At 40.5% G+C, this 19,626-nt stretch carries 20 protein-coding genes; 11 read left to right on the forward strand and 9 right to left on the reverse strand.

Features of this window, described 5'->3' with window-relative positions:
* The first annotated feature begins 521 nt into the window (after positions 1 to 521).
* Complete coding sequence (gene queD, locus K7X70_RS00005) at positions 522 to 875, forward strand: 6-carboxytetrahydropterin synthase QueD (RefSeq protein WP_222535168.1); 354 nt, start codon at positions 522 to 524, stop codon at positions 873 to 875.
* Positions 865 to 1,899, forward strand: a complete 1,035-nt coding sequence (locus K7X70_RS00010) for a COX15/CtaA family protein (protein ID WP_222535169.1) — start codon at positions 865 to 867, stop codon at positions 1,897 to 1,899. The genes queD and K7X70_RS00010 overlap by 11 nt, the downstream gene beginning before the upstream one ends.
* A gap of 270 nt (positions 1,900 to 2,169) precedes the next feature.
* Here K7X70_RS00010 and tsf read toward each other — a convergent pair whose 3' ends face one another.
* The 5 genes from tsf to K7X70_RS00035 all read right to left on the reverse strand — a co-directional run bounded on the left by tsf (position 2,170) and on the right by K7X70_RS00035 (position 5,636).
* Positions 2,170 to 3,009: a translation elongation factor Ts gene (gene tsf, locus K7X70_RS00015; RefSeq protein WP_062550775.1), complete on the reverse strand. Its 840-nt coding sequence runs from the start codon at positions 3,007 to 3,009 to the stop codon at positions 2,170 to 2,172.
* 101 nt (positions 3,010 to 3,110) lie between these two features.
* Complete coding sequence (gene rpsB, locus K7X70_RS00020; RefSeq protein ID WP_062550776.1) at positions 3,111 to 3,938, reverse strand: 30S ribosomal protein S2; 828 nt, start codon at positions 3,936 to 3,938, stop codon at positions 3,111 to 3,113.
* 19 nt (positions 3,939 to 3,957) lie between these two features.
* The gene (gene rpsI, locus K7X70_RS00025) at positions 3,958 to 4,344 is read right to left on the reverse strand and encodes a 30S ribosomal protein S9 (RefSeq protein ID WP_062550777.1); all 387 of its coding nucleotides are present in this window, start codon (positions 4,342 to 4,344) and stop codon (positions 3,958 to 3,960) included.
* Between the two features lie 16 nt (positions 4,345 to 4,360).
* Positions 4,361 to 4,804 (reverse strand): 50S ribosomal protein L13, encoded by a 444-nt coding sequence (gene rplM / locus K7X70_RS00030; protein ID WP_062550778.1) that lies wholly within the window; start codon positions 4,802 to 4,804, stop codon positions 4,361 to 4,363.
* Between the two features lie 460 nt (positions 4,805 to 5,264).
* Positions 5,265 to 5,636, reverse strand: a complete 372-nt coding sequence (locus tag K7X70_RS00035; protein WP_222535170.1) for a hypothetical protein — start codon at positions 5,634 to 5,636, stop codon at positions 5,265 to 5,267.
* Positions 5,637 to 5,824: 188 nt separating this feature from the next.
* Here K7X70_RS00035 and K7X70_RS00040 point away from each other — a divergent pair, with 188 nt between their 5' ends.
* Genes K7X70_RS00040 through K7X70_RS00050 form a run of 3 tightly spaced genes read left to right on the forward strand, consistent with a single transcriptional unit; the run spans position 5,825 to position 8,154 of the window.
* Positions 5,825 to 6,031 (forward strand): YtxH domain-containing protein, encoded by a 207-nt coding sequence (locus K7X70_RS00040; RefSeq protein WP_062550780.1) that lies wholly within the window; start codon positions 5,825 to 5,827, stop codon positions 6,029 to 6,031.
* A gap of 8 nt (positions 6,032 to 6,039) precedes the next feature.
* Positions 6,040 to 7,437 carry an MBL fold metallo-hydrolase RNA specificity domain-containing protein gene (locus K7X70_RS00045; protein ID WP_222535171.1) on the forward strand — a complete coding sequence of 466 codons (1,398 nt, stop codon included), beginning with the start codon at positions 6,040 to 6,042 and terminating at the stop codon, positions 7,435 to 7,437.
* Positions 7,438 to 7,464: 27 nt separating this feature from the next.
* Positions 7,465 to 8,154, forward strand: a complete 690-nt coding sequence (locus K7X70_RS00050) for a class I SAM-dependent methyltransferase (RefSeq protein WP_222535172.1) — start codon at positions 7,465 to 7,467, stop codon at positions 8,152 to 8,154.
* A 160-nt stretch (positions 8,155 to 8,314) separates the two neighbouring features.
* On the opposite strand, the gene pepT is transcribed toward K7X70_RS00050, so the two are convergent.
* Complete coding sequence (pepT, locus tag K7X70_RS00055) at positions 8,315 to 9,568, reverse strand: peptidase T (RefSeq protein ID WP_222535173.1); 1,254 nt, start codon at positions 9,566 to 9,568, stop codon at positions 8,315 to 8,317.
* 28 nt (positions 9,569 to 9,596) lie between these two features.
* On the opposite strand from pepT, the gene K7X70_RS00060 reads away from it, so the two are divergent.
* Positions 9,597 to 10,301, forward strand: coding sequence for a hypothetical protein (locus tag K7X70_RS00060; RefSeq protein ID WP_255606838.1), 705 nt, complete (start codon positions 9,597 to 9,599; stop codon positions 10,299 to 10,301).
* A gap of 38 nt (positions 10,302 to 10,339) precedes the next feature.
* Positions 10,340 to 10,948, forward strand: coding sequence for a rhomboid family intramembrane serine protease (locus K7X70_RS00065; protein ID WP_222535174.1), 609 nt, complete (start codon positions 10,340 to 10,342; stop codon positions 10,946 to 10,948).
* On the opposite strand, the gene K7X70_RS00070 is transcribed toward K7X70_RS00065, so the two are convergent.
* Positions 10,938 to 11,906 carry a hypothetical protein gene (locus tag K7X70_RS00070; RefSeq protein WP_222535175.1) on the reverse strand — a complete coding sequence of 323 codons (969 nt, stop codon included), beginning with the start codon at positions 11,904 to 11,906 and terminating at the stop codon, positions 10,938 to 10,940. The two genes, K7X70_RS00065 and K7X70_RS00070, sit on opposite strands and share 11 nt — an antisense overlap.
* 83 nt (positions 11,907 to 11,989) lie before the next feature.
* Between K7X70_RS00070 and K7X70_RS00075 the strand changes: the two genes are divergently transcribed.
* On the forward strand, positions 11,990 to 13,036 hold the full coding sequence (locus K7X70_RS00075) for a dipeptide epimerase (RefSeq protein ID WP_368387934.1): 1,047 nt from the start codon (positions 11,990 to 11,992) through the stop codon (positions 13,034 to 13,036).
* Here the strand turns inward: K7X70_RS00075 and K7X70_RS00080 are convergent.
* Both K7X70_RS00080 and K7X70_RS00085 read right to left on the reverse strand, forming a co-directional pair.
* Entirely contained in the window at positions 13,005 to 13,211 is a 207-nt protein-coding gene (locus K7X70_RS00080) for a DUF6358 family protein (RefSeq protein WP_222535176.1), read from the reverse strand. The genes K7X70_RS00075 and K7X70_RS00080 overlap by 32 nt on opposite strands.
* A gap of 2 nt (positions 13,212 to 13,213) precedes the next feature.
* Complete coding sequence (locus K7X70_RS00085) at positions 13,214 to 13,531, reverse strand: rhodanese-like domain-containing protein (protein ID WP_062551225.1); 318 nt, start codon at positions 13,529 to 13,531, stop codon at positions 13,214 to 13,216.
* 170 nt (positions 13,532 to 13,701) lie between these two features.
* Here K7X70_RS00085 and K7X70_RS00090 point away from each other — a divergent pair, with 170 nt between their 5' ends.
* From K7X70_RS00090 to K7X70_RS00100, 3 genes are all read left to right on the forward strand, one after another.
* Complete coding sequence (locus tag K7X70_RS00090) at positions 13,702 to 14,799, forward strand: DUF4407 domain-containing protein (protein WP_222535177.1); 1,098 nt, start codon at positions 13,702 to 13,704, stop codon at positions 14,797 to 14,799.
* A gap of 175 nt (positions 14,800 to 14,974) precedes the next feature.
* Positions 14,975 to 16,276, forward strand: a complete 1,302-nt coding sequence (locus tag K7X70_RS00095) for a M20/M25/M40 family metallo-hydrolase (RefSeq protein ID WP_222535178.1) — start codon at positions 14,975 to 14,977, stop codon at positions 16,274 to 16,276.
* Positions 16,277 to 16,292: 16 nt separating this feature from the next.
* Positions 16,293 to 19,616: a S41 family peptidase gene (locus tag K7X70_RS00100; protein WP_222535179.1), complete on the forward strand. Its 3,324-nt coding sequence runs from the start codon at positions 16,293 to 16,295 to the stop codon at positions 19,614 to 19,616.
* Positions 19,617 to 19,626 lie beyond the last annotated feature (10 nt).

Below are 19,626 nucleotides of genomic sequence, written 5' to 3' on the forward strand. Positions count from 1 at the left end.
TGTTGGGACTGCAAAGGTAGAAATCTTTTTGTTATTGTCAAGCTTTATTTGAAAATAAATCTTTTTGTTTTTCTGGTAGTTAAACCGGTAAAACCTACTTTAAACAACTCCTACTGCAATCTTTCAAATCCTTCTCTCTGTATCTTTCGCACAAACCCTTCCTCCGAAGCGGGATGCAAAAGTAAGAAAATTTAACGGCTCTGCAAACAATATCAACCTTATAATTGTATCCCACCTCTAACTACATGACCCATAGCCTTAAAATCGACAAAACAACACGAAGAAAAATGTTTCAAAAGGGATCATTAATATATGGTACTATAAATAACCGCGCAAACACCCCAATTGCCAGCTGCAATTGACAGCTTAACCAGAAAAGTAATGATGCTATTCAGCCCCAATTATTGTTTTCAGTGATAAGTAATATAAACTACTGATGAATCCCAAATTTCCATCAAATATGATCGCCATCATTTCTTAACCGAACAGCAAAGTAGAAATTTGGACATTATTCATTTGACATGATCATATACAAGACCTTCAGTTTTGACTCAGCGCATTACTTGCCTAATGTGCCTGCAGGCCATAAATGCGGTGGTATGCATGGCCACACCTATACACTTAAAGTATTTCTTTCTGGAGAGCCAGGTCCAGAAACTGGCTGGATCCTCGATTATACCGACCTAAAAAATGGCATTCGTCCAATTGTCAGTTTACTCGATCATAAACTTCTGAATGAAATCCCCGGATTGGAAAATCCCACCGCCGAAAGTCTCAGCATCTGGCTGTGGCATAAGATCAAACTTATATTTCCAGAGTTGTGCAGAATAGAGCTGAATGAAACACCAGGAACAGGAGTGATTTATGAGGGCTAAGCACAACCGGGCCATTGCCATCTGGTTATATTTTGGTGCTTTTTGTATTGTGGTTCAGATATTACTAGGAGGAATCACCAGACTGAGCGGATCCGGCCTCTCTATTACAGAATGGAAACCATTAATGGGTTTTCTTCCTCCATTAAATGAGCTGGAATGGCAGCACAGCTTTGATCAATACAAAAAGATTGCGCAATTTCAGCTGCTGAACGCCCACTTTTCACTGGAGGATTATAAATCTATATTTTTCTGGGAGTGGTTTCACCGAAATTGGGCACGATTTATTGGTATTGCCTACCTGTTGCCCTTTATCTATTTTATCATCAAAGGCAAAATAGAGCGCAAACTCATTTTACCTATTTTCGTTCTCTTTTTACTGGGCTTACTTCAGGCGGTGATTGGCTGGCTGATGGTGAAAAGTGGATTAAACGATACCGATATTAGTGTCAGCCATATCAGGTTGGCCATCCACTTCATTTCTGCAATCATTTTATTGGGCTATACCTTATGGCTGGCTTTTAAATTAAGTCTCGATCATTTGAAAATGCGGCATCGTTTACAGTTTTCAAGATTAAACAGTCTGATTCTGGCCTTACTTTTCATTCAGCTAATTTACGGAGCACTAATGGCGGGAAGTCATGCGGCACTTGCAGCGCCTACCTGGCCTGACATAAATGGAGCTATTGTTCCGGAAAATATATTATCGCAAATTTTTTCTATACATCAGCTGGCAGAAAACTTATTGATCATTCAGTTTGTACATCGTTTTCTGGCTTATACGATCTTTTTATTGATTATTCTGCTTTATGTTCGCAGCTCTTCCTGGAAAATCAATAAGCATTTATCCTATATCAGGACCATTCCAATGCTATTGGTAGCGATACAAGTCATCTCAGGAATTACAGCATTACTTCATAGCGTTAATGGGGATTACAAAACCTACGCACTTTTTCATCAGTTCATAGGAATACTTTTAACGATTTCGCTATTGCTGCTGCTTTTCCTGAATCAAAAGAAAACATAATTTATCACAAAACAACAGACCTTACAAAACAAGCACCGTAGAAACAGGAACTATCTCATATAAAAGATAAATCTAAAAAAGGTTCAGAAAAAAACGACCGTAAATGGAGGAGAGAAAAGATCAGGGACAAAAGATAGCAGACCTTACCGGCTTTGCGAACAAAACAACCTGAATAGAAAGCTGCATTTAAAAACGCAAACCATTTAAAAAACCGCATAAAAAAATAGGGTGCCTTTTGGACACCCTATTTTTTTTATGATTAAAGAAGGATTAAGCTCCTAATTGTACACGTTTGAATGCGATAACGGTTAGACCGGCAGCAGTATCATTTAAGAATTTACGAACGTCTTTAGAAGAATCTTTAACGAATTCCTGGTTTAACAAAGTACTGTCTTTGTAGAATTTATTCAATTTACCAGCAGCAATTTTTTCTACCATTTCTTCAGGTTTACCTTCAGCACGGATTTGTTCTTTAGCGATTTCAGTTTCACGCTCGATAGTAGTCGCGTCAACATCAGCTTTATCTAAAGCAACTGGGTTCATTGCAGCGATTTGCATAGCTACATCTTTACCAGCTTCATCAGCGCCGTCAAATGCTTGGTTTAAAGCAACCAATACACCTAAACGGTAGTTACCGTGGATGTAAGGAATCACTTTTTCACCTGAAACAGTTTCGAATTTAGAGATACCGATTTTTTCACCGATTTTACCAGTGTTTTCGATAATGATCTCAGAAACTTTCTGACCATCAATTTCTAAAGATAAAAGTTCTTCTAAAGAAGCAGGGTTTTTCTCGATAGCAAGGTCAGTGAATTTGTTAGCTAAAGCTACGAAATCAGCATTTTTAGCAACGAAGTCAGTTTCGCAGTTTAATTCAACAACAACACCACGTTTACCGTCTGCTGTAGCTTTTGCGATAACCACACCTTCATTAGAATCACGGTCCTGACGAGAAGCTGCTACTTTAGCACCTTTTTTACGTAAGTAATCAACCGCTGCTTCGAAATCACCGTTAGTTTCGATCAATGCTTTTTTGCAATCCATCATACCAGAACCGGTTTGTTGGCGTAATTTATTTACGTCTGCTGCAGAAATTTGTACTGTAGACATCTTATTTCTTTTTAAGTTTTTATTTAAAAAATTATGGGTTGTACGATGTATGTTGTAAGGAAAAACCCGCAACGTACAACATACAACCCATATTATATTATTTAAGCTTCTTCGCTAGTACCTTCTTCTTCAGTATCAGCATTTACTTTTTTTCTTCTTGCGCCAGGAGCAGCAGCTTCTGGAGCATCAGCAGCAGCTTTAGCAGCTACAGCTTCTTTTTCAGTTTCTTCGTCTTTTTCGCGTTTGCGCTCGTCTAAACCTTCTTCAATTGCTTTGATGATTACATCAGTAATTAAAGAGATAGATTTAGTAGCATCATCATTCGCTGGGATTGGGAAATCGATGTTAGAAGGATCAGAGTTAGTATCTACCATTGCGAAAGTTGGAATGTTTAATTTCAACGCTTCGCTAACTGCGATATGCTCTTTTTTAACGTCAATTAAGAAGATAGCAGCTGGTAAACGGTTTAGATCCGCGATACCACCTAATAAGCTTTCCAATTTAATACGCTCACGTTGGATCATTAAACGCTCTTTCTTAGAAAGGATCGAGTAAGTTCCGTCTTTAGTCATCTTGTCGATGTTAGACATCTTTTTGATCGACTTGCGAACAGTAGCAAAGTTGGTTAACATACCACCTAACCAACGCTCAGTCACGAAAGGCATGTTTACTTTTTTTGCTTGATCAGCAACGATTTCTTTAGCCTGTTTCTTAGTAGCTACGAAAAGAATCTTACGACCAGATTTAACGATCTGTTTGATTGCTGAAGCAGCTTCTTCAGTTTTGGTTAAAGTTTTATTTAAATCTATAATGTGGATTCCATTGCGCTCCATGAAAATGTAAGGCGCCATTTTTGGGTTCCATTTACGGGTAAGGTGACCGAAGTGTACACCTGCATCCAATAAGTCTTGATATGTAGTTCTTGCCATTGTGTTTGTCTCCTTAAGATTAACGTTTACTGAATTGGAATTTCTTACGTGCTTTCTTACGTCCTGGTTTCTTACGTTCAACCATACGCATATCACGGGTCATTAACCCTTTAGCGCGTAATGCTGGTTTTTTCTCAGCATCCAATTCCACAATAGCTTTAGCGATAGCTAAACGAACTGCTTCTGCCTGACCTTTGATACCACCACCTGCTACATTCACTTTAACATCATATTGACCAGTCAATTCAGAAACTTCGAATGATTGGTTAACAATGTATTGTAAAGGTAATGTTGGGAAATATTCTTTATGGTCTTTACCGTTTACGGTAATTGTGCCGTTGCCTTCTTTTAAATAGATGCGCGCAACAGCAGTTTTTCTTCTTCCTGAAGTGTTAGTAACTGACATTTCTTTCTTCCTTTAATTAAAGTGTAATGGTTTTTGGTGATTGTGCTGCATGAGGATGTTCTGTACCTGCATAAACAAAAAGGTTGGTGTATAATTTAGCACCAAGTTTTGTTTTAGGTAACATACCACGTACCGCTTTCTCGATAACACGCTTAGGGTGTTTCGCCATTAACTCTTTTGGAGAAATGAAACGCTGACCACCTGGGTAACCAGTGTAAGAAATATAGCGTTTGTCGCTGAATTTATTTCCTGTCAATTTAACCTTATCCGCATTGATAACGATAACGTTATCTCCGCAGTCTACGTGTGGGGTATACTCAGGCTTGTTTTTACCACGGATGATCATAGCGATCTTCGATGACAAGCGCCCCAAAATCTCGCCTTGTGCGTCAACAACAACCCACTGTTTGTTAACAGTTTTTGCATTGGCAGAGACAGTTTTGTAACTTAACGTATTCACTTGCTTGTATTTAATTTGTTAAACAATTATTTATTCACCCTAAGATTTAGGGACTGCAAAGATAGACAGAATTATTTAAATACCAAACAGTTGGAGAAAGATAGTTTGTTAATATTATTAAAGCCGGAAAAAAGCGGCCGCAGCAGTAGGAAAAAATAAGTCAAGATAACCTAAAAAATGAGGGAGTAAATGACTAGATACTGGTCGGGAAGTGTTCGGACACTGGTCGGCCTTGGTATAGTGTCCCCGTAGGGTCCGATAGGAGTTGCCGTAGGGTTGCCATAGTGTTAACTAGCCCAACCCTACGGCAACCCCATCCAAACGCTATAGGAACGCAGAACTCTTCCCAACCAGTGCCAATGCGCTTGTTGCTTCTTTTTTTATTTAAAAATTCAGCCTATTTTATTCCTCAGACCGCGCAATTGCTAAAAATTATATGACGAGATAGAGGTCAGCTTCCTCAGTTTTCAGAGGTCTGATAATTTTTAAAATACTGCAGACTGCACAACAGCTGCAGCAAAATACTGAGCAGAAAGAAAGCAGTAGGCAGTAAATAGCTCCAGATATTATCAAAATAATGATGTTCGATTGCAGATTGTACAATATATGTACAGCCCATAGCCAAATATGCCCAAAAACAAAGACAGCAAATTCCTAAAATCCCCTGAACCAAGCCCAGATTTTTTTCCTCTTGTATCTTTTTAATCACAAGCGCATTAAAAGCCACCATGATAAAAACCCCTGCAATGATCAGCAGATTATCGCCTGTCACGAACAGCAGCAGGTAAGCCATGGCCAGGAAGACATTCAGATAAGACAGACGTTTCAACATTTTCACTAATTTACAACATCACCTCGGATAATTTATGAATTCTGCCTTGATTTAGAACTCTGAGCAAATTATTCGGCACCGTCTTTGTTAACTATTTGACGAAAATTAACAATTATTAGCACAGCTCAGTTTTGCTTTGTTTAACCGCAGCAATGCTGAGAATGGATTACAAATTAAAAACTACATTTATGAAAAAGGAAACTAAAATAATTGCAGGAATACTAGCTGGAGCAGCACTTGGTGCAGCAATTGCATTAATTATTTCATCAGATAAGGATGGAGAAATGAAAGACAAAGTATCAGATTGGTTTTGTGATCTATTAGATTCATCAAAAGAAAAACTGGTGGATGCTGCAAGTCAGGTAAAAGACACCATTGCTAAAGTTAGAGCCTAAGTAGATTAATGAAAATTGCATTTCATGGGGCGGCACGTACCGTTACTGGTAGTAAACATCTGGTTACTTTAAAAAATAATACTCAAATTTTATTAGACTGCGGGCTATTTCAGGGCCTGGGTAATCTGACAGAGGGACTCAATGAGTCTTTTGGTTTTAACCCGGCCCAAGTCAGCTATCTCGTTTTGTCACATGCACACATAGACCATTGCGGTTTATTGCCAAGATTTGTTGCAGAAGGATTTCGAGGAAAAATTTACTGTACCCCTGCTACCAAAGACCTCTGTCGGATTCTATTGCTGGATTCTGCAAAGATTCAGACCCAGGATGCCGAATACGCAAATAAGAAATTGCGACAGGGTGAACCTGAGGAAATGCCATTATATACGGAGAAAGACGTCATGCAAACCCTGGAACAGTTTAAAGTAGTTCCCTACAACCAGGATTTTCAAATTAATACTGATGTGACCTTAAGCTTTACGGATGCTGGTCATATCGTGGGCAGTGCCGCGGTACATTTGAAAATTAAGGAAGAGGGGAAAACGACCAACCTGACTTTCAGTGGTGATGTTGGCAGGTATGGAGATTTGCTTTTGAAAAGTCCTCAATCCTTCCCTCAGGCAGATTATGTGATCATAGAATCTACTTACGGCGACTCGCTTCATCAGGATACTGATCCCATAGAAGATACTTTAAGAGAAATTATTGAGCAAACCTGTATCGTTAAAAAAGGAAAAGTTATTATTCCGGCATTTAGCGTCGGCCGTACTCAGGAATTACTTTACGCTTTGAATGCGATGGAGCTGAAAGGTCAATTGCCGGATGTACAATATTACGTAGACAGTCCATTGTCTTTACAGGCTACGGAAGTACTCAGAAATCACCCGGAAGTATACAACAACGGTGTAAAAGAAGTGATGAATGTAGACCATGACATCTTCGGATTTAAGGGTTTAAAATTTATTGAAAGTGTAGAGGAATCTAAGGCTTTAAATGGTGATTCACGACCATGTGTGATCATTTCTTCTTCCGGCATGGCCGAAGGTGGCAGGGTAAAACACCATATCCGCAACAATATCAGTGATCAGAAAAACACCATCCTCATGGTGGGTTATGCAGAACCGAGATCTTTGGCCGGCAAATTATTAGCGGGACAGAAACAGGTTTGGCTTTTCGGTCAGGATTACGAGGTAGTTGCCGACATACGTTCGATTAAATCGATGAGTGCGCATGGCGATTACGAAGATCTGCTGCAATTCTTATCCGGACAAAACCCTGCACTTGTAAAACAGGTGTTTTTAGTTCATGGAGAATATAAAGTTCAACAGGTGTTTGCACAGCATTTACAGGATAAGGGCTTCCAGCATATACTCATTCCAGAACAACATCAGGAATTTGAGGTCTAACAACAAAGGTTTTTTTATCTTTGCGGGATGGACGTTTTTGGTGAAGCCTTAAAAGATCAATTTAGAAAACCACCTGCAGAAACCCTGTGGGTACACAATTCTTATGATGAACCGGAAGAGATGCCGGTCGACATTTATTTTAGGGATGAAGCAGAAATGCCTGAGCTTGAACTCAGAGCTATGGAACTTTGCAAAGGAAAAGTGCTGGATGTGGGTGCAGGTGTAGGCAGTCATGCCCTGGTGCTTCAAAATCGCGGATTTGATGTAACTGGCATGGATATTTCCGTTCCTGCCGTAGAGATCATGAAGGAACGTGGATTAAAGCAAGCCATCGCAGGAAATATCCTGACTTATAAAGATGAAAAATACGACACGCTTCTTTTTATGATGAATGGAATCGGTCTTACAGGCTCTATTTCCGGACTAAAATCATTTTTGAAACAAGTTAAAAACTTATTGCATCCAGGTGGTCAATTGATATTCGACAGTTCAGACCTCTCCTACCTTTACCAGGAAATTCCTTTCCCTAGTCATGGTTACTTTGGAGAAGTTAGTTTCAGGTACGAATATAAAGGGCTCAAAGGAGATTGGTTCAAATGGGTATATGTAGACCAAAACACATTGATTGAAATTGCGAAGGCTAATGGCTGGGAGCCAGAAATCATTTTTGAAGACGGGCAGGATCAGTACCTGGCCAGACTAAGCATTAAAGCTTAACTCCTACCAATACCAAAATGGTTCTACCTGATTAAGGTATAGAAAAATAAAATTGATTGAAAATATAAAAAGCGCCGTACCATGTTGATCATGATACGGCGCTTTCATTTTCTATAGTGCTGTAATTCCACAAATGTCAATTAGCAGCACTAAAATATAACTAGGCTTTTTCTTCCCAGATTGCTGCAATGTTAATGATGGTTTCCACTGCTTTTTCCATATCCTGAACCGAAGCCCATTCTTGTTTACCATGGAAAGCGTGTTCGCCAGCAAAAATATTAGGACAAGGCAAGCCCATAAAAGAAAGACGTGAACCGTCGGTTCCTCCTCTGATACTTTGTCTTTTTGGTGTGATACCCGCTCTTTCTATCGCTTCGATACCATAAGCAATCACTTGTGGGTACTCATCCAACACCTTTTTCATATTGCGGTATTGTTCTGTGATTTTCAGCTCGTAGGTAGAGTTTGGAAAATCTTCAATGATGTTTCTTACGGTTGCGTCCAGCATTTCGCCATTGGCTTCCAGCTGTTCATCATCAAAAGCGCGCAAGATAAAACGTGCTTCTGCCTGTTCTACGCTTCCACTAATCGTAACCGGGTGGATAAACCCTTCTTTTCCTTCAGTAGATTCCGGAGAAAGACAGTCTGAAGGCAAAGAGCTAATCACATCTGATAAGATTTTGATCGCACTTTCCATTTTATCTTTTGCAAATCCAGGGTGGGTACTTACACCTTTAATAGTCAATACTGCGCCATCTGCAGAAAAAGTTTCATCTTCGATAGAACCTAAAGTCTCTCCGTCTACGGTATACGCAAAATCAGCACCTAATTTTTTCAGGTCTGCTTTATCTACACCTCTGCCAATTTCTTCATCCGGAGTAAATAAAATCTTTATTGTTCCATGTTTGTAGGTTGGATTTTGCATTAAGAAAGCTGCTGCTTCCATAATTTCCGCCAAACCGGCTTTATTATCAGCACCAAGCAATGTTGTTCCGCTGGCGGTGAAGATGTCATTACCAATCTGGTGTTTTAGATCCGGGTGTTCCGACATTTTCAGCACGATGCTATGGTCGTCAGGAAGGATAAGGTCTTCTCCCTGGTAGTTGGCATGAATAATTGGTTTCACATTTGTGCCGCTGCAGTCTGGAGAAGTATCCATGTGTGAGCAGAAACAAATTACAGGCACCTTTTTTTCTGTATTAGAAGGAATGGTTGCATATACATACCCGAAATCATCAAGATGGGCATCAGTGATTCCCAATTCTAATAATTCCTCCACAAGAACCTTCCCTAAGTTCTTTTGCTTCTCTGTAGAAGGCACGGTGGTTGACATTGGGTCTGACTGCGTATCAATCTGCACGTATTTAGCAAATCGGTTTTGAAGGGAATTGTTTTTATTTTGATAATTTAGCATAGTCTTAAAAAAAACAAAGCTAAATAATTTGAAAGCAATTATCACTGGATGCCTGTTACTTCTATCTTTTATTCCTGTTAAAGCTCAAACCAATTTCTATAAAATCAGTGCTGGTGGTGGTTTTGGAGTTACTCAATCTTTTACTGACCTAAAAAAACATGACTTTGGTCTGGCAGGCTATGGCGTCATCGATTATTATTTCAGTCCTTTTATCAGTGCTGGCTTGGAGGGACAAATGGGCGAAATCAATAGTGGAGATGTAGAAACTGACGCTGACGGCCGTCAATCTATCAATACCTACAAAGCGATTAACTTCAATACCAAATTTGGATTGGGCACCTTGATCGACTATCGCCGTGGTGGTTTTGCGAATACAATTAAGGGACTTTACCTGGGCACCGGGCTTGGAATGGTGATGAACTCGGTTAACAATGTGCGCAAAGTAAGTTATGAACAAGAAATCCCCTATCCCGGTAAAAGTAAATCAACAGACCTACTGGTTCCGATCAATCTAGGCATTAACTTTTATTTCCCTGATCGATCCGGCTATTGCCGCTATATTTTAAACTTCAATTACCAGGGCACATTTACTTTAGGAGAGGGCTTAGATGGTTACGACAATTCTTCTGTTAATTTTAAAGCTGGCAGGTCCGATATTTATACCTACTTCTCCGTGGGAATGAGGTACCAGTTTGGCAGTATCGGCCTTGCCGATAAAACATTATTTTATTAATCTATAAAAAATCCGTTTCTTACGGAAAACACCTTATCATGGACTACCTTACCCAGACTCCCGTTGCCTCGATCATCTTTCTTTTCACGATAGTGACTAGTATTTATGCCTTTAATGATCATGGGTTATTTGGGAAATTTATGTTACACCCTTATAGTGTATCGAGAAAACACAAGTTATACACGTTAATTACCAGTGGCCTGATCCATGCGGATTGGATGCACCTGATTTTTAACATGATGACCTTTTACTTCTTTGCTTTCCGACTGGAAGCCATGATTGGTTCCTGGCAGTTCGGTCTATTGTACGTTTTAGCTTTGATTTTGAGTGACATCCCTTCGGTGATTAAACACAAAGACGACATGTGGTACAATAGCCTTGGTGCTTCTGGTGCGATTAGTGCGGTGCTGTTTAGCTTTATCTTATTTGATCCGATGTCTAAAATGATCATCTTCCCACTGCCAATCCCAATCTGGGCCTGGTTATTTGGATTATTATATTTAGCATATTGCTGGCAGATGGCAAAAAGGGCGCAGGATAATATCAATCATGACGCCCATTTCTTCGGTGCATTAACAGGGTTGATCTTCACCGTAATTTTTGTTCCGGGAATCATTCCTCATTTTATTAGCCGCCTTATTGGGTAGCAGGCAAACAAGCCGGTTCAAAATAACTGATCGGGTTTGTTGGGTCTTTAATAATCTCAAACAACGTATGTCCCCAAGGTTTCCAGAAATCCTGTAATACCTGGGCATACGTTTTATGCTGCCAATGGTCGAACAGGGCTTTATTCATCGTCCCTCTCAATGGCATGGCATCTATATAAACCGTTCCCTCTACTGTCATTACCGTATATTCCGGCAATCTGTTGAACAGGTAAGCAGAATAATAGAAACGTGCACAAAGTTCTTCAAATTGCTGTGCGGAAAGCGGTTTGGTACCGATTTGCTCCAGGAGTTCTCTATGAAAGAGCTTATTCGTTCCATTGTCTTGTAAACAGGCAATGATTCCGAAATCTTTCAGTTTCAAAGAGAAGGTCAGGGTATTGATCTCATCTCTAAAGCTAAAACTCGTGTTTTGCTCTTCCAGAGGTACTACGACAATAGACCATGGGGTAAAATCTTCATACACTACATCTCTGTAAATGCTTTGAATCATGGTATTCAGGTTTCCGAATTTGTGCATTAAACCTTGCGACATATTGACGCCGTCGGCAGAAATCTGCTGTAAACGTACTGCAGCATTCATTTCAATATAAATCAGGCTGTACATAAACTTACCGATCCATTTGAACAGGTCTTCTTCCGGTAATGCGGAAACCGCAGCATAACCTTCAGAGAAAGCCGCAGCAATCTTAGCTTCTAATGGCTGGATAAAATTCTCCGATACTTCCGTACTGCAAGGCACTTTTAAAGTATTGTAGGCACGAACACTCTCATCCAATAACTTAATTTGCTCTTCCCCGGAAAAGTTGGCTACTTTCAACAGCCAGTCTGGCAATACGTTGATTTCCTCCACTGGAGCATCGAAGGTTTCTCCACTCAGGAAGCAGTTTTTATATTTAAAATCGAAGTTTTTAAATGGCTGATATATTGTGCTATTCATACTGGGTACAATATTAAGTATATTATTTTTACATTCGCTGCAGCGCTGATTTTTTAACTTTGATATTACTAAATACCCAATTTATGTCCATGCAAGTCGCCTATACATCATACAATCTGGAACTAAAACACCCTTTTACTATTGCTAAGTTTTCTAGAACAAGCACGCCGCTGATGCTGCTGAAATTGGGCTATGAAAATGAAACAGGATATGGGGAGGCTTCTATGGTTCCTTACCTGGGGGAGGGTGTGGAAACAGCGACTGCATTCTTAAAAAAGGTAGATTGGAATCGCTTTACATTTCCTTTCAATTTTGGGGAAATCATCGCTTATCTGGATTCCTTAGGTCCTGGAAATACTGCTATAAAAGCAGGTATAGACATCGCTTTAAATGATTTAAACGGAAAACTCCTGCAGCAAGCTTGTTATGAAATCTATGGAGCCGATCCTTCCAAAATGCCACTTGCTTCTTACACCATTGGTATCGACGAGCCCGAGGTGATCAGGGAAAAAGTATTGGACGCTAAAAATTTTAGCATTCTGAAAGTAAAGCTGGGCAGAGAAAACGACAAAGAGCTGATTCAAACCATTCGGAGCATGACCGATGTTCCATTGTATATTGATGCGAATCAGGGCTGGAACAATAAAAAACAAGCTATTGATATGATTTACTGGCTGCATGATCAGGGTGCCGTACTGATTGAACAGCCGATGGACAAATCAGATCTGGATGGCAATGCCTGGTTAACCGGGCGGAGTCCGATTCCAATTCTGGCGGATGAAGCGGTGCAGCGCCTGGCTGATATTGATGGACTAAGGGGGGCTTACCATGGCATCAATATCAAACTCATGAAAAGTGCTGGTATGTATGAAGCCTCACTAATGATTAAAAAAGCGCGTTCTTTTGGCATGAAAGTACTGATTGGCTGTATGAGTGAAACCTCCTGTGCTACGCAGGCTGGGATGGCGCTTGCTCCACTCTGTGACTGGGCTGATTTGGATGGTCCCTGGCTAACCAGGAACAATCCTTTTGATGCCCCGCAAATCATTGCGGGGAGATATCAGTTGAAAAACTTACCTGGATTAGGCTTAGAAGGGATTAACCCTTCAATTCTGCTTCCTTTTTCTTAAGTGTAGCACGCATCTCTTTTACCAGCTGCAGCTTTACATATAGGAAGAAGATACCAGTAGCCGCAAAAAGGGCCATGGCCAGGTATTGTTTATTGTTGAAACCCCATGTTCCACCGAAGATGGAAATGATTAATCCTAAATTATAAAAAACGTTTAATGCGATTTTCTTTCCCATGATTAGTAAACAGGCATATTAGGGTCGAAAGCCTCTTTCCAGGCCACGATACCACCTTTAAGGTTATATAAATTGGTTAATCCAAGCATTTGCTCTAATTGCATTACTGCTGCTGCGCTTCTTTTACCACTTCTGCATTGAATAATTACGGGTTTATCCTGAGCAATCTGATCTGCTTCAATTAGGATACCACCTAAAGGGATGTTCAAACCATCAAGATTCGAAGTTTCATATTCGAAAGTTTCCCTTACATCAATCAGCTGGAAGTCTTCTTTATTGTCGATCTTTTCTTTTAGTTCCTGAACGGTTATTTCCTTTATCATATTTTTAGCTTTTTTCAAAGATAAGCAATGCCGAAAATATTAAGGTTAAAAAAACCACAAAATCACATTCAGATGAAGATAATGGGATCATTTCGAGCAAATTACTGTAACAACTAGGTGAGCTGCGCGTTTAATACTCAGTCTTTAGTAACTTTGAAATTTACATCATGAATTCTATATCTCGTTTCTTCTGGTTTTGTTCGGGGGCACACATTTCCACACTAGAGAAACATCCTACCGAACATAATAAATACCTGGGAATAGGTGCCACCATTTTCTTCACAGGTTTATTTGCTGCATTATCTGGTGGCTATGCCATGTATTTCGTTTTTAAAGGAGATACCGCAGCTGTACTTTTTGCCCTGTTTTTTGGCTTGATCTGGGGCTTGGCTATTTTTAATATGGACCGCTATATTGTGGCCAGTATCAACAAAAGTGCAAGTACAAATCAGCAGATCTTACAAGCCACACCAAGGATTTTACTGGCCATTATGATTGGATTGGTGATCTCCCGTCCATTGGAATTGAAAATATTTGATAAAGAGATTAAGGAAAGACTGAAAGTCAGCTACCTGAACAACCAGCGTTCCAAAATTGACACCTTAAATGCTTCCTTTGGGAATAAGTATAAGATTGAACTCGGAAAGCTGAACGAGGTGAAAGCAGAACGTGATTCATTGGCCAGTGCCATCAAGGCGGACAGACAGAAATTAAACTTTGAGATCTTCGGTAATAAAACCCTGGAGACTTCCGGTGTGATGGGTTATGGCCCTTATGCGAAAAGGAAAGAAGCAGAGTTGAAACAGCGAGAACAGAATCTGGATACGCTAACAGCGGATGTCAGGGCATTGGAAAAATTTGTAGACGGAAGAAAACAATTTGATGGGCTGATGACGGAGAAACTCTTTACCAGTAAACAACTGGACAGCCTGAGTAACATTGCGGGCTTTGCCGACAGAAACTGGGCATTAGGGCAGCTGAGCTTTAATACCGATGGGACCAGAGATGTGAACACTTCACTTGCGGTCACTTTCATTGGCCTGCTGTTTATTTTCTTTGAGTGCCTACCCGTATTTGTAAAACTGATGAGTGGCCGTGGGCCCTATGACCATTCTATACAGAATCTGGAAGAAACACAGATTTATGCTTCCGACAAAGATAAGGAGTATGAGATAGCGGTGATTGACGGAGTTCAGGGCACCCGCATTGAAACCGAAATCGAACGCAGAAAACGAGAACTGACACATCCTTCTACAGAAGAATAATCTTTTTATACAAAAAAGAAGTTGCTATGTACTTCACATCAATTTTTGTACTCAAAAGAGTGCTAAAAACTGCAGAAGGCCGTAACATTTTACTTTATAAATCAACTAATCATCAGTTGCTGTCTTAAAGTACTAATGTTAAACAATTGAACCATAAAAAAACAATTATATTCTGATGAAAAAAACCATTTACACCTTATTTATAGTGTTCCTGGCACAGCAATCATTTGCTCAGGACATTGATAAGATCATTACCAGACCTTATGTAGAGCGTTTGATCAAGACGCTGAGCAGTGATGAAATGGAAGGCCGTGCTACCTTCTCTCCAGGAATTGAGAAAGCCGCAGATTTTATCTCCGCTGAATTTAAAAGTATTGGCTTGAAACCTTTGGAAGGAAATAGCTTCCGACAATCGTTTACGAAGAAAAAGTTAAAACCAGTCAGCATCAAAGTGAGTATTGACGGGAAAGAGATTCCTGCTTCGGATGTTCTGGTTTACGGAAACACCTCGGAAACACAGCTTTTTGATCAATCTAATAGTGATGGCTGGGTTAAAATGGATCCTGAAAAACCATTCATGGCACAATTGAGATCTTTGACCAAAGAGAAGAAAAAACAAGTAGTGCTGGTGGATGCCAAGTTTGCAGATGCTTTTAAAAGAATCCGTGATTACTTAGCTCAGGGAGCTGATGTGGATGAGAAACACATCAATAACGCCGCTTATGTATTTGTATTAGGTGTGGATACCGTAGCTCAGGGCTTTCAAGTAGATTTAAAGAATAAACTGGAAGTACTTCCTTTGTTTAATGTGGCAGGAATGATTCCTGGAAAGTCAAAAGCAAAAGAACTGGTAGTTTTCTCTGGGCACTATGACCATTTGGGAATCATCAAGGCGGAAGGTACAGACAGCATTGCCAATGGTGCCGATGATGATGCTTCCGGCACTACTGCCATGATCGCCCTTGCGAAATACTACAAAAAACTGAACAACAACGCACGCACATTGATCTTTGTGGCCTTTACAGCAGAAGAAATCGGTGGATATGGTGCGAGACATTTCTCAGAAAAACTAAACCCTGATGAGGTGGTGGCGATGTTCAATATTGAAATGATTGGTAAAGACAGCAAGTTTGGCAAGAATACTGCGTTTATCACTGGATTCGACAAGTCGGACTTTGGAAAGATCTTACAGAAAAACCTGGAAGGCACAGAATTTACTTTTCACCCGGATCCATATCCACAGCAAAATCTATTCTACAGAAGTGACAATGCTACTTTAGCTGCACTGGGTGTTCCTGCCCATACCATCAGTACAGATCAGATCGACAGCGATAAATTTTACCATACGGTAAAAGATGAGTTTGAAACGCTGGATGTAGATAACATCTTATCGACGATTAAGGGCATTGCAAAAAGTGCCATCACAATTGTACAAGGTAAAGACACCCCAACCAGAATCCCGAAATTAAGTAATTAACTATAGCACTATTTTTATGACCTTTCTTAAACCTAACCAATTATCCTTTTTAGCCGCTGCCGCATTATCGGTCACCATGACCCTGGGCTTTTCGCTTTCAGCGAATGCGCAAAAGCAAGAAACTCTTTTAATCCGCAGTCCTGCAGTTAGTGCCAATCATTTGGCATTTGTGTATGGCGGCGACATTTGGATCTCCGACAAAGACGGGAGTAATCCAAGACGACTGACGGTAAATCCAGCAGTAGAGCAGAACCCAATCTTCTCTCCTGATGGAAAACAAATTGCCTTTACTGGAAACTATGATGGCAATACCGATGTCTATGTGATTCCTATTGAAGGTGGTGCTCCTAAAAGAGTGACTTACCACCCTGCTGCCGATGTGATGCGCGGATGGCTAGACAATAACCAGTTGTATTTTACTTCTACAAGAGACTATCAATTTGCATTGAGTCCGAGGTTACACCAGATCAATATCGATGGAACTGCTGAAAAGGCTTTACCAATGCCGGAAGCCGTTCAAGGTACCCCTTCTGCGGACAAAAGGTACTGGGCTTACATCAAAAACACCGATCCAACGGAACGTAGCAACGTTGCTTTTAAGCGCTATCGTGGTGGTGGTATGCCACAGATCTGGATCTTTGACACACAAACGAAAGACATCGAAATCATTCCTGGCGTAGGTTCTAATAATGTGAAGCCACAATGGGTAGGCAATAAAGTTTATTTCTTATCCGACAGAGATCTGACCATGAACTTGTTCAGTTATGATGTGAAAAGCAAAAAAACAGAGAAGTTAACAGATTTCAAGGATTACGATATTAAAACCTTGACTGCTGGTCCTGGAGTAATTGCTTTTGAGCAGGCTGGTAAAGCACATTTACTAGAGACGGCTAATCATAAGGTACGCGATATTTCGATCAACATTCAGGCAGATGCGCCTTATAAAAGGCCACACTACATTGATATGGCCAGTAATATCCGCAACTCAGAGATCTCTCCTACTGGAGTAAGGGCTCTTTTTGAAAGTCGCGGGGAAATCTATTCTGTGCCTAAAGAAAAAGGAGATGCGAGAAACTTGTCGAACTCTCCTGGCAGTTATGATAAATTCCCAGCCTGGTCGCCAGATGGGAAGTACATTTCTTACTTGTCTGATAAAGACGGCAACTATCAATTGGTACTGTTAAATCAGGCCACTAAAGAAGCACCAATCTATATCCCGTTAGGGAAGACGGCATTTTATTACCAGCCAGTATGGTCGCCGGATAGCAAAAAATTGTTTTATGGCGATGCCCATTTGAACTTGTTCTATATTGATATCAATGCCCGTAAGCCGATTTTGGTGAAAGCGGATAAGGATGGTTCTTCTCCTAACAGGTCATTTAGTGCATTACAACCTGCCTGGTCGCCAGATTCTAAATGGATTTCTTATGTCGCTACCTTACCCAATTCGGTAAGTGCAGTCTATTTATATAACCTCGACAAGGAAAGCCATACTCAGGTTACTGATGGGATGAGCGAGGTATCTTCTCCGAATTTCAGTAGAGATGGTAAATATTTATTCTTCCTGGCGAGTACAGATGTGGGGCTAACCAATAGCGGGTTGCACATGTCGGCTTATCAGCGACCGGTAAATTACAACGCTTATGCATTGATTCTTTCCAAGAAAACGCCCTCACTATACAAAACTGAAAGTGATGAAGAGGTCATAAAATCTGAGGACAGCCCTGCGAAGAAAAAAGAAGAGCCTAAAAAAGACGCTTCGAAAAAAGATAAAAAAGGAAAAGAAGCAGAGAAACCTACTCCTCCTCCGGTAAAAGCTCCGATTGAAATAGATCTTGCTGATTTGAGGAGCCGGATTATTCCGCTTCCTATATCTGGCAGCATTAATGGGCTAGATGGTGGAGTAGATGGGATGTTGCTTTACTATAAAAATGATGAGCTGGGTGCATTAGACTTGAAAAAGATGGAAAGCAGCACCTTGGTTTCCGGAATTTCCAGCCTGAGTGTAAGTGCAGATGGGAAATCTATGCTTTACGGATCCAGAGGAAACTATTACATCGTTGATGCGGGTAAAAAACCAGGTAGTTCAGAGGCTGGAAAGCTAAAACTGGATGGCATAAAAGTATTGGTAGACCCTACTGCAGAGTGGAAGCAAATGTTTGATGAGGTTTGGAGCATGGAAAAGGACTTTTTCTATGTAGAAAACATGCACGGTACTGATTGGCCTGCCATGAAGGTAAAGTATGAGAAATTCCTTCCTTATGTCAACCACCGCTCTGACCTTTCTTATGTTTTCAATGAGATGATGGGTGAGATGGTAGTTGGTCACAATTACATTTCTCCAGGTGATGAGCCTGGTGCTCCTTCCGTATCTGTAGGATTATTGGGTGCAGATTACGAGATAGACAATGGTTTCTATAAGATCAAAAAGATCTTTACCCGTCTGGATTGGAATCCAACCTTTAAAGCGCCATTGGCAGAACCAGGATTGAACATCAAAGAAGGTGATTATATCGTAGCGGTTGAAGGCGTACCCCTGACTTCAAAAACTTCTATATATAGTCTTTTTGATTTCAAAGCAGGCAAACAGGTCGCGATCAAAGTGAACAGCAAGCCGAGTTTAGATGGTGCAAGAGAAGTAGTCGTGGTACCGGTAGCAGCGCCTCAGGAATTCGAATTGAGAAAGATGGACTGGGTAGAGAATAACCGCAAAAAAGTAGATAAGATTAGTGATGGCAAAATCGCTTATGTCTATATGCCGAATACAGGACCTGATGGTTACACTTATTTCAACAGGTATTATTTCTCCCAAATGGATAAAAAAGCCTTGTTAATGGATGAGCGTAACAACGGTGGCGGATGGGTTGCTGATTATGTGATCGATTTGCTGAGCCGTGAATTGATGAGCTATTGGGGAATCAGGGATGGAAAAAGTTTCACTACTCCAGGAAATGGGATCTTCGGTCCGAAAGCCATGATGATCAATGAGAACGCAGGTTCCGGAGGCGATATGATGCCTTATATGTTTAAGAAAAAAGGTTTGGGTAAATTAGTTGGCCGTACTACGATGGGTATTCTGGTAGGGATCAGCGGTTATCCTCTTTTACTGGATGGAGGAAGCATCACCTCTCCTAACTTCGGTGTATATGATACTGATGGAAAATGGATCATAGAGAACGAAGGTGTAGCGCCGGATATTTTCGTTGAACAAACCCCTAAAGATTTACTGGAAGGCAGAGACCCTCAATTGGAACGCACCATTAAGGTGTTACAGGATGAGATGAAAACTTACAAATATCCGAATGTAACTAAGCCTAAAGACCCGATCAGAGGTCATTAAGCCAGAAAAG

The organism is Pedobacter polysacchareus (assembly GCF_019802255.1).
Lineage (GTDB): Bacteria > Bacteroidota > Bacteroidia > Sphingobacteriales > Sphingobacteriaceae > Pedobacter > Pedobacter polysacchareus.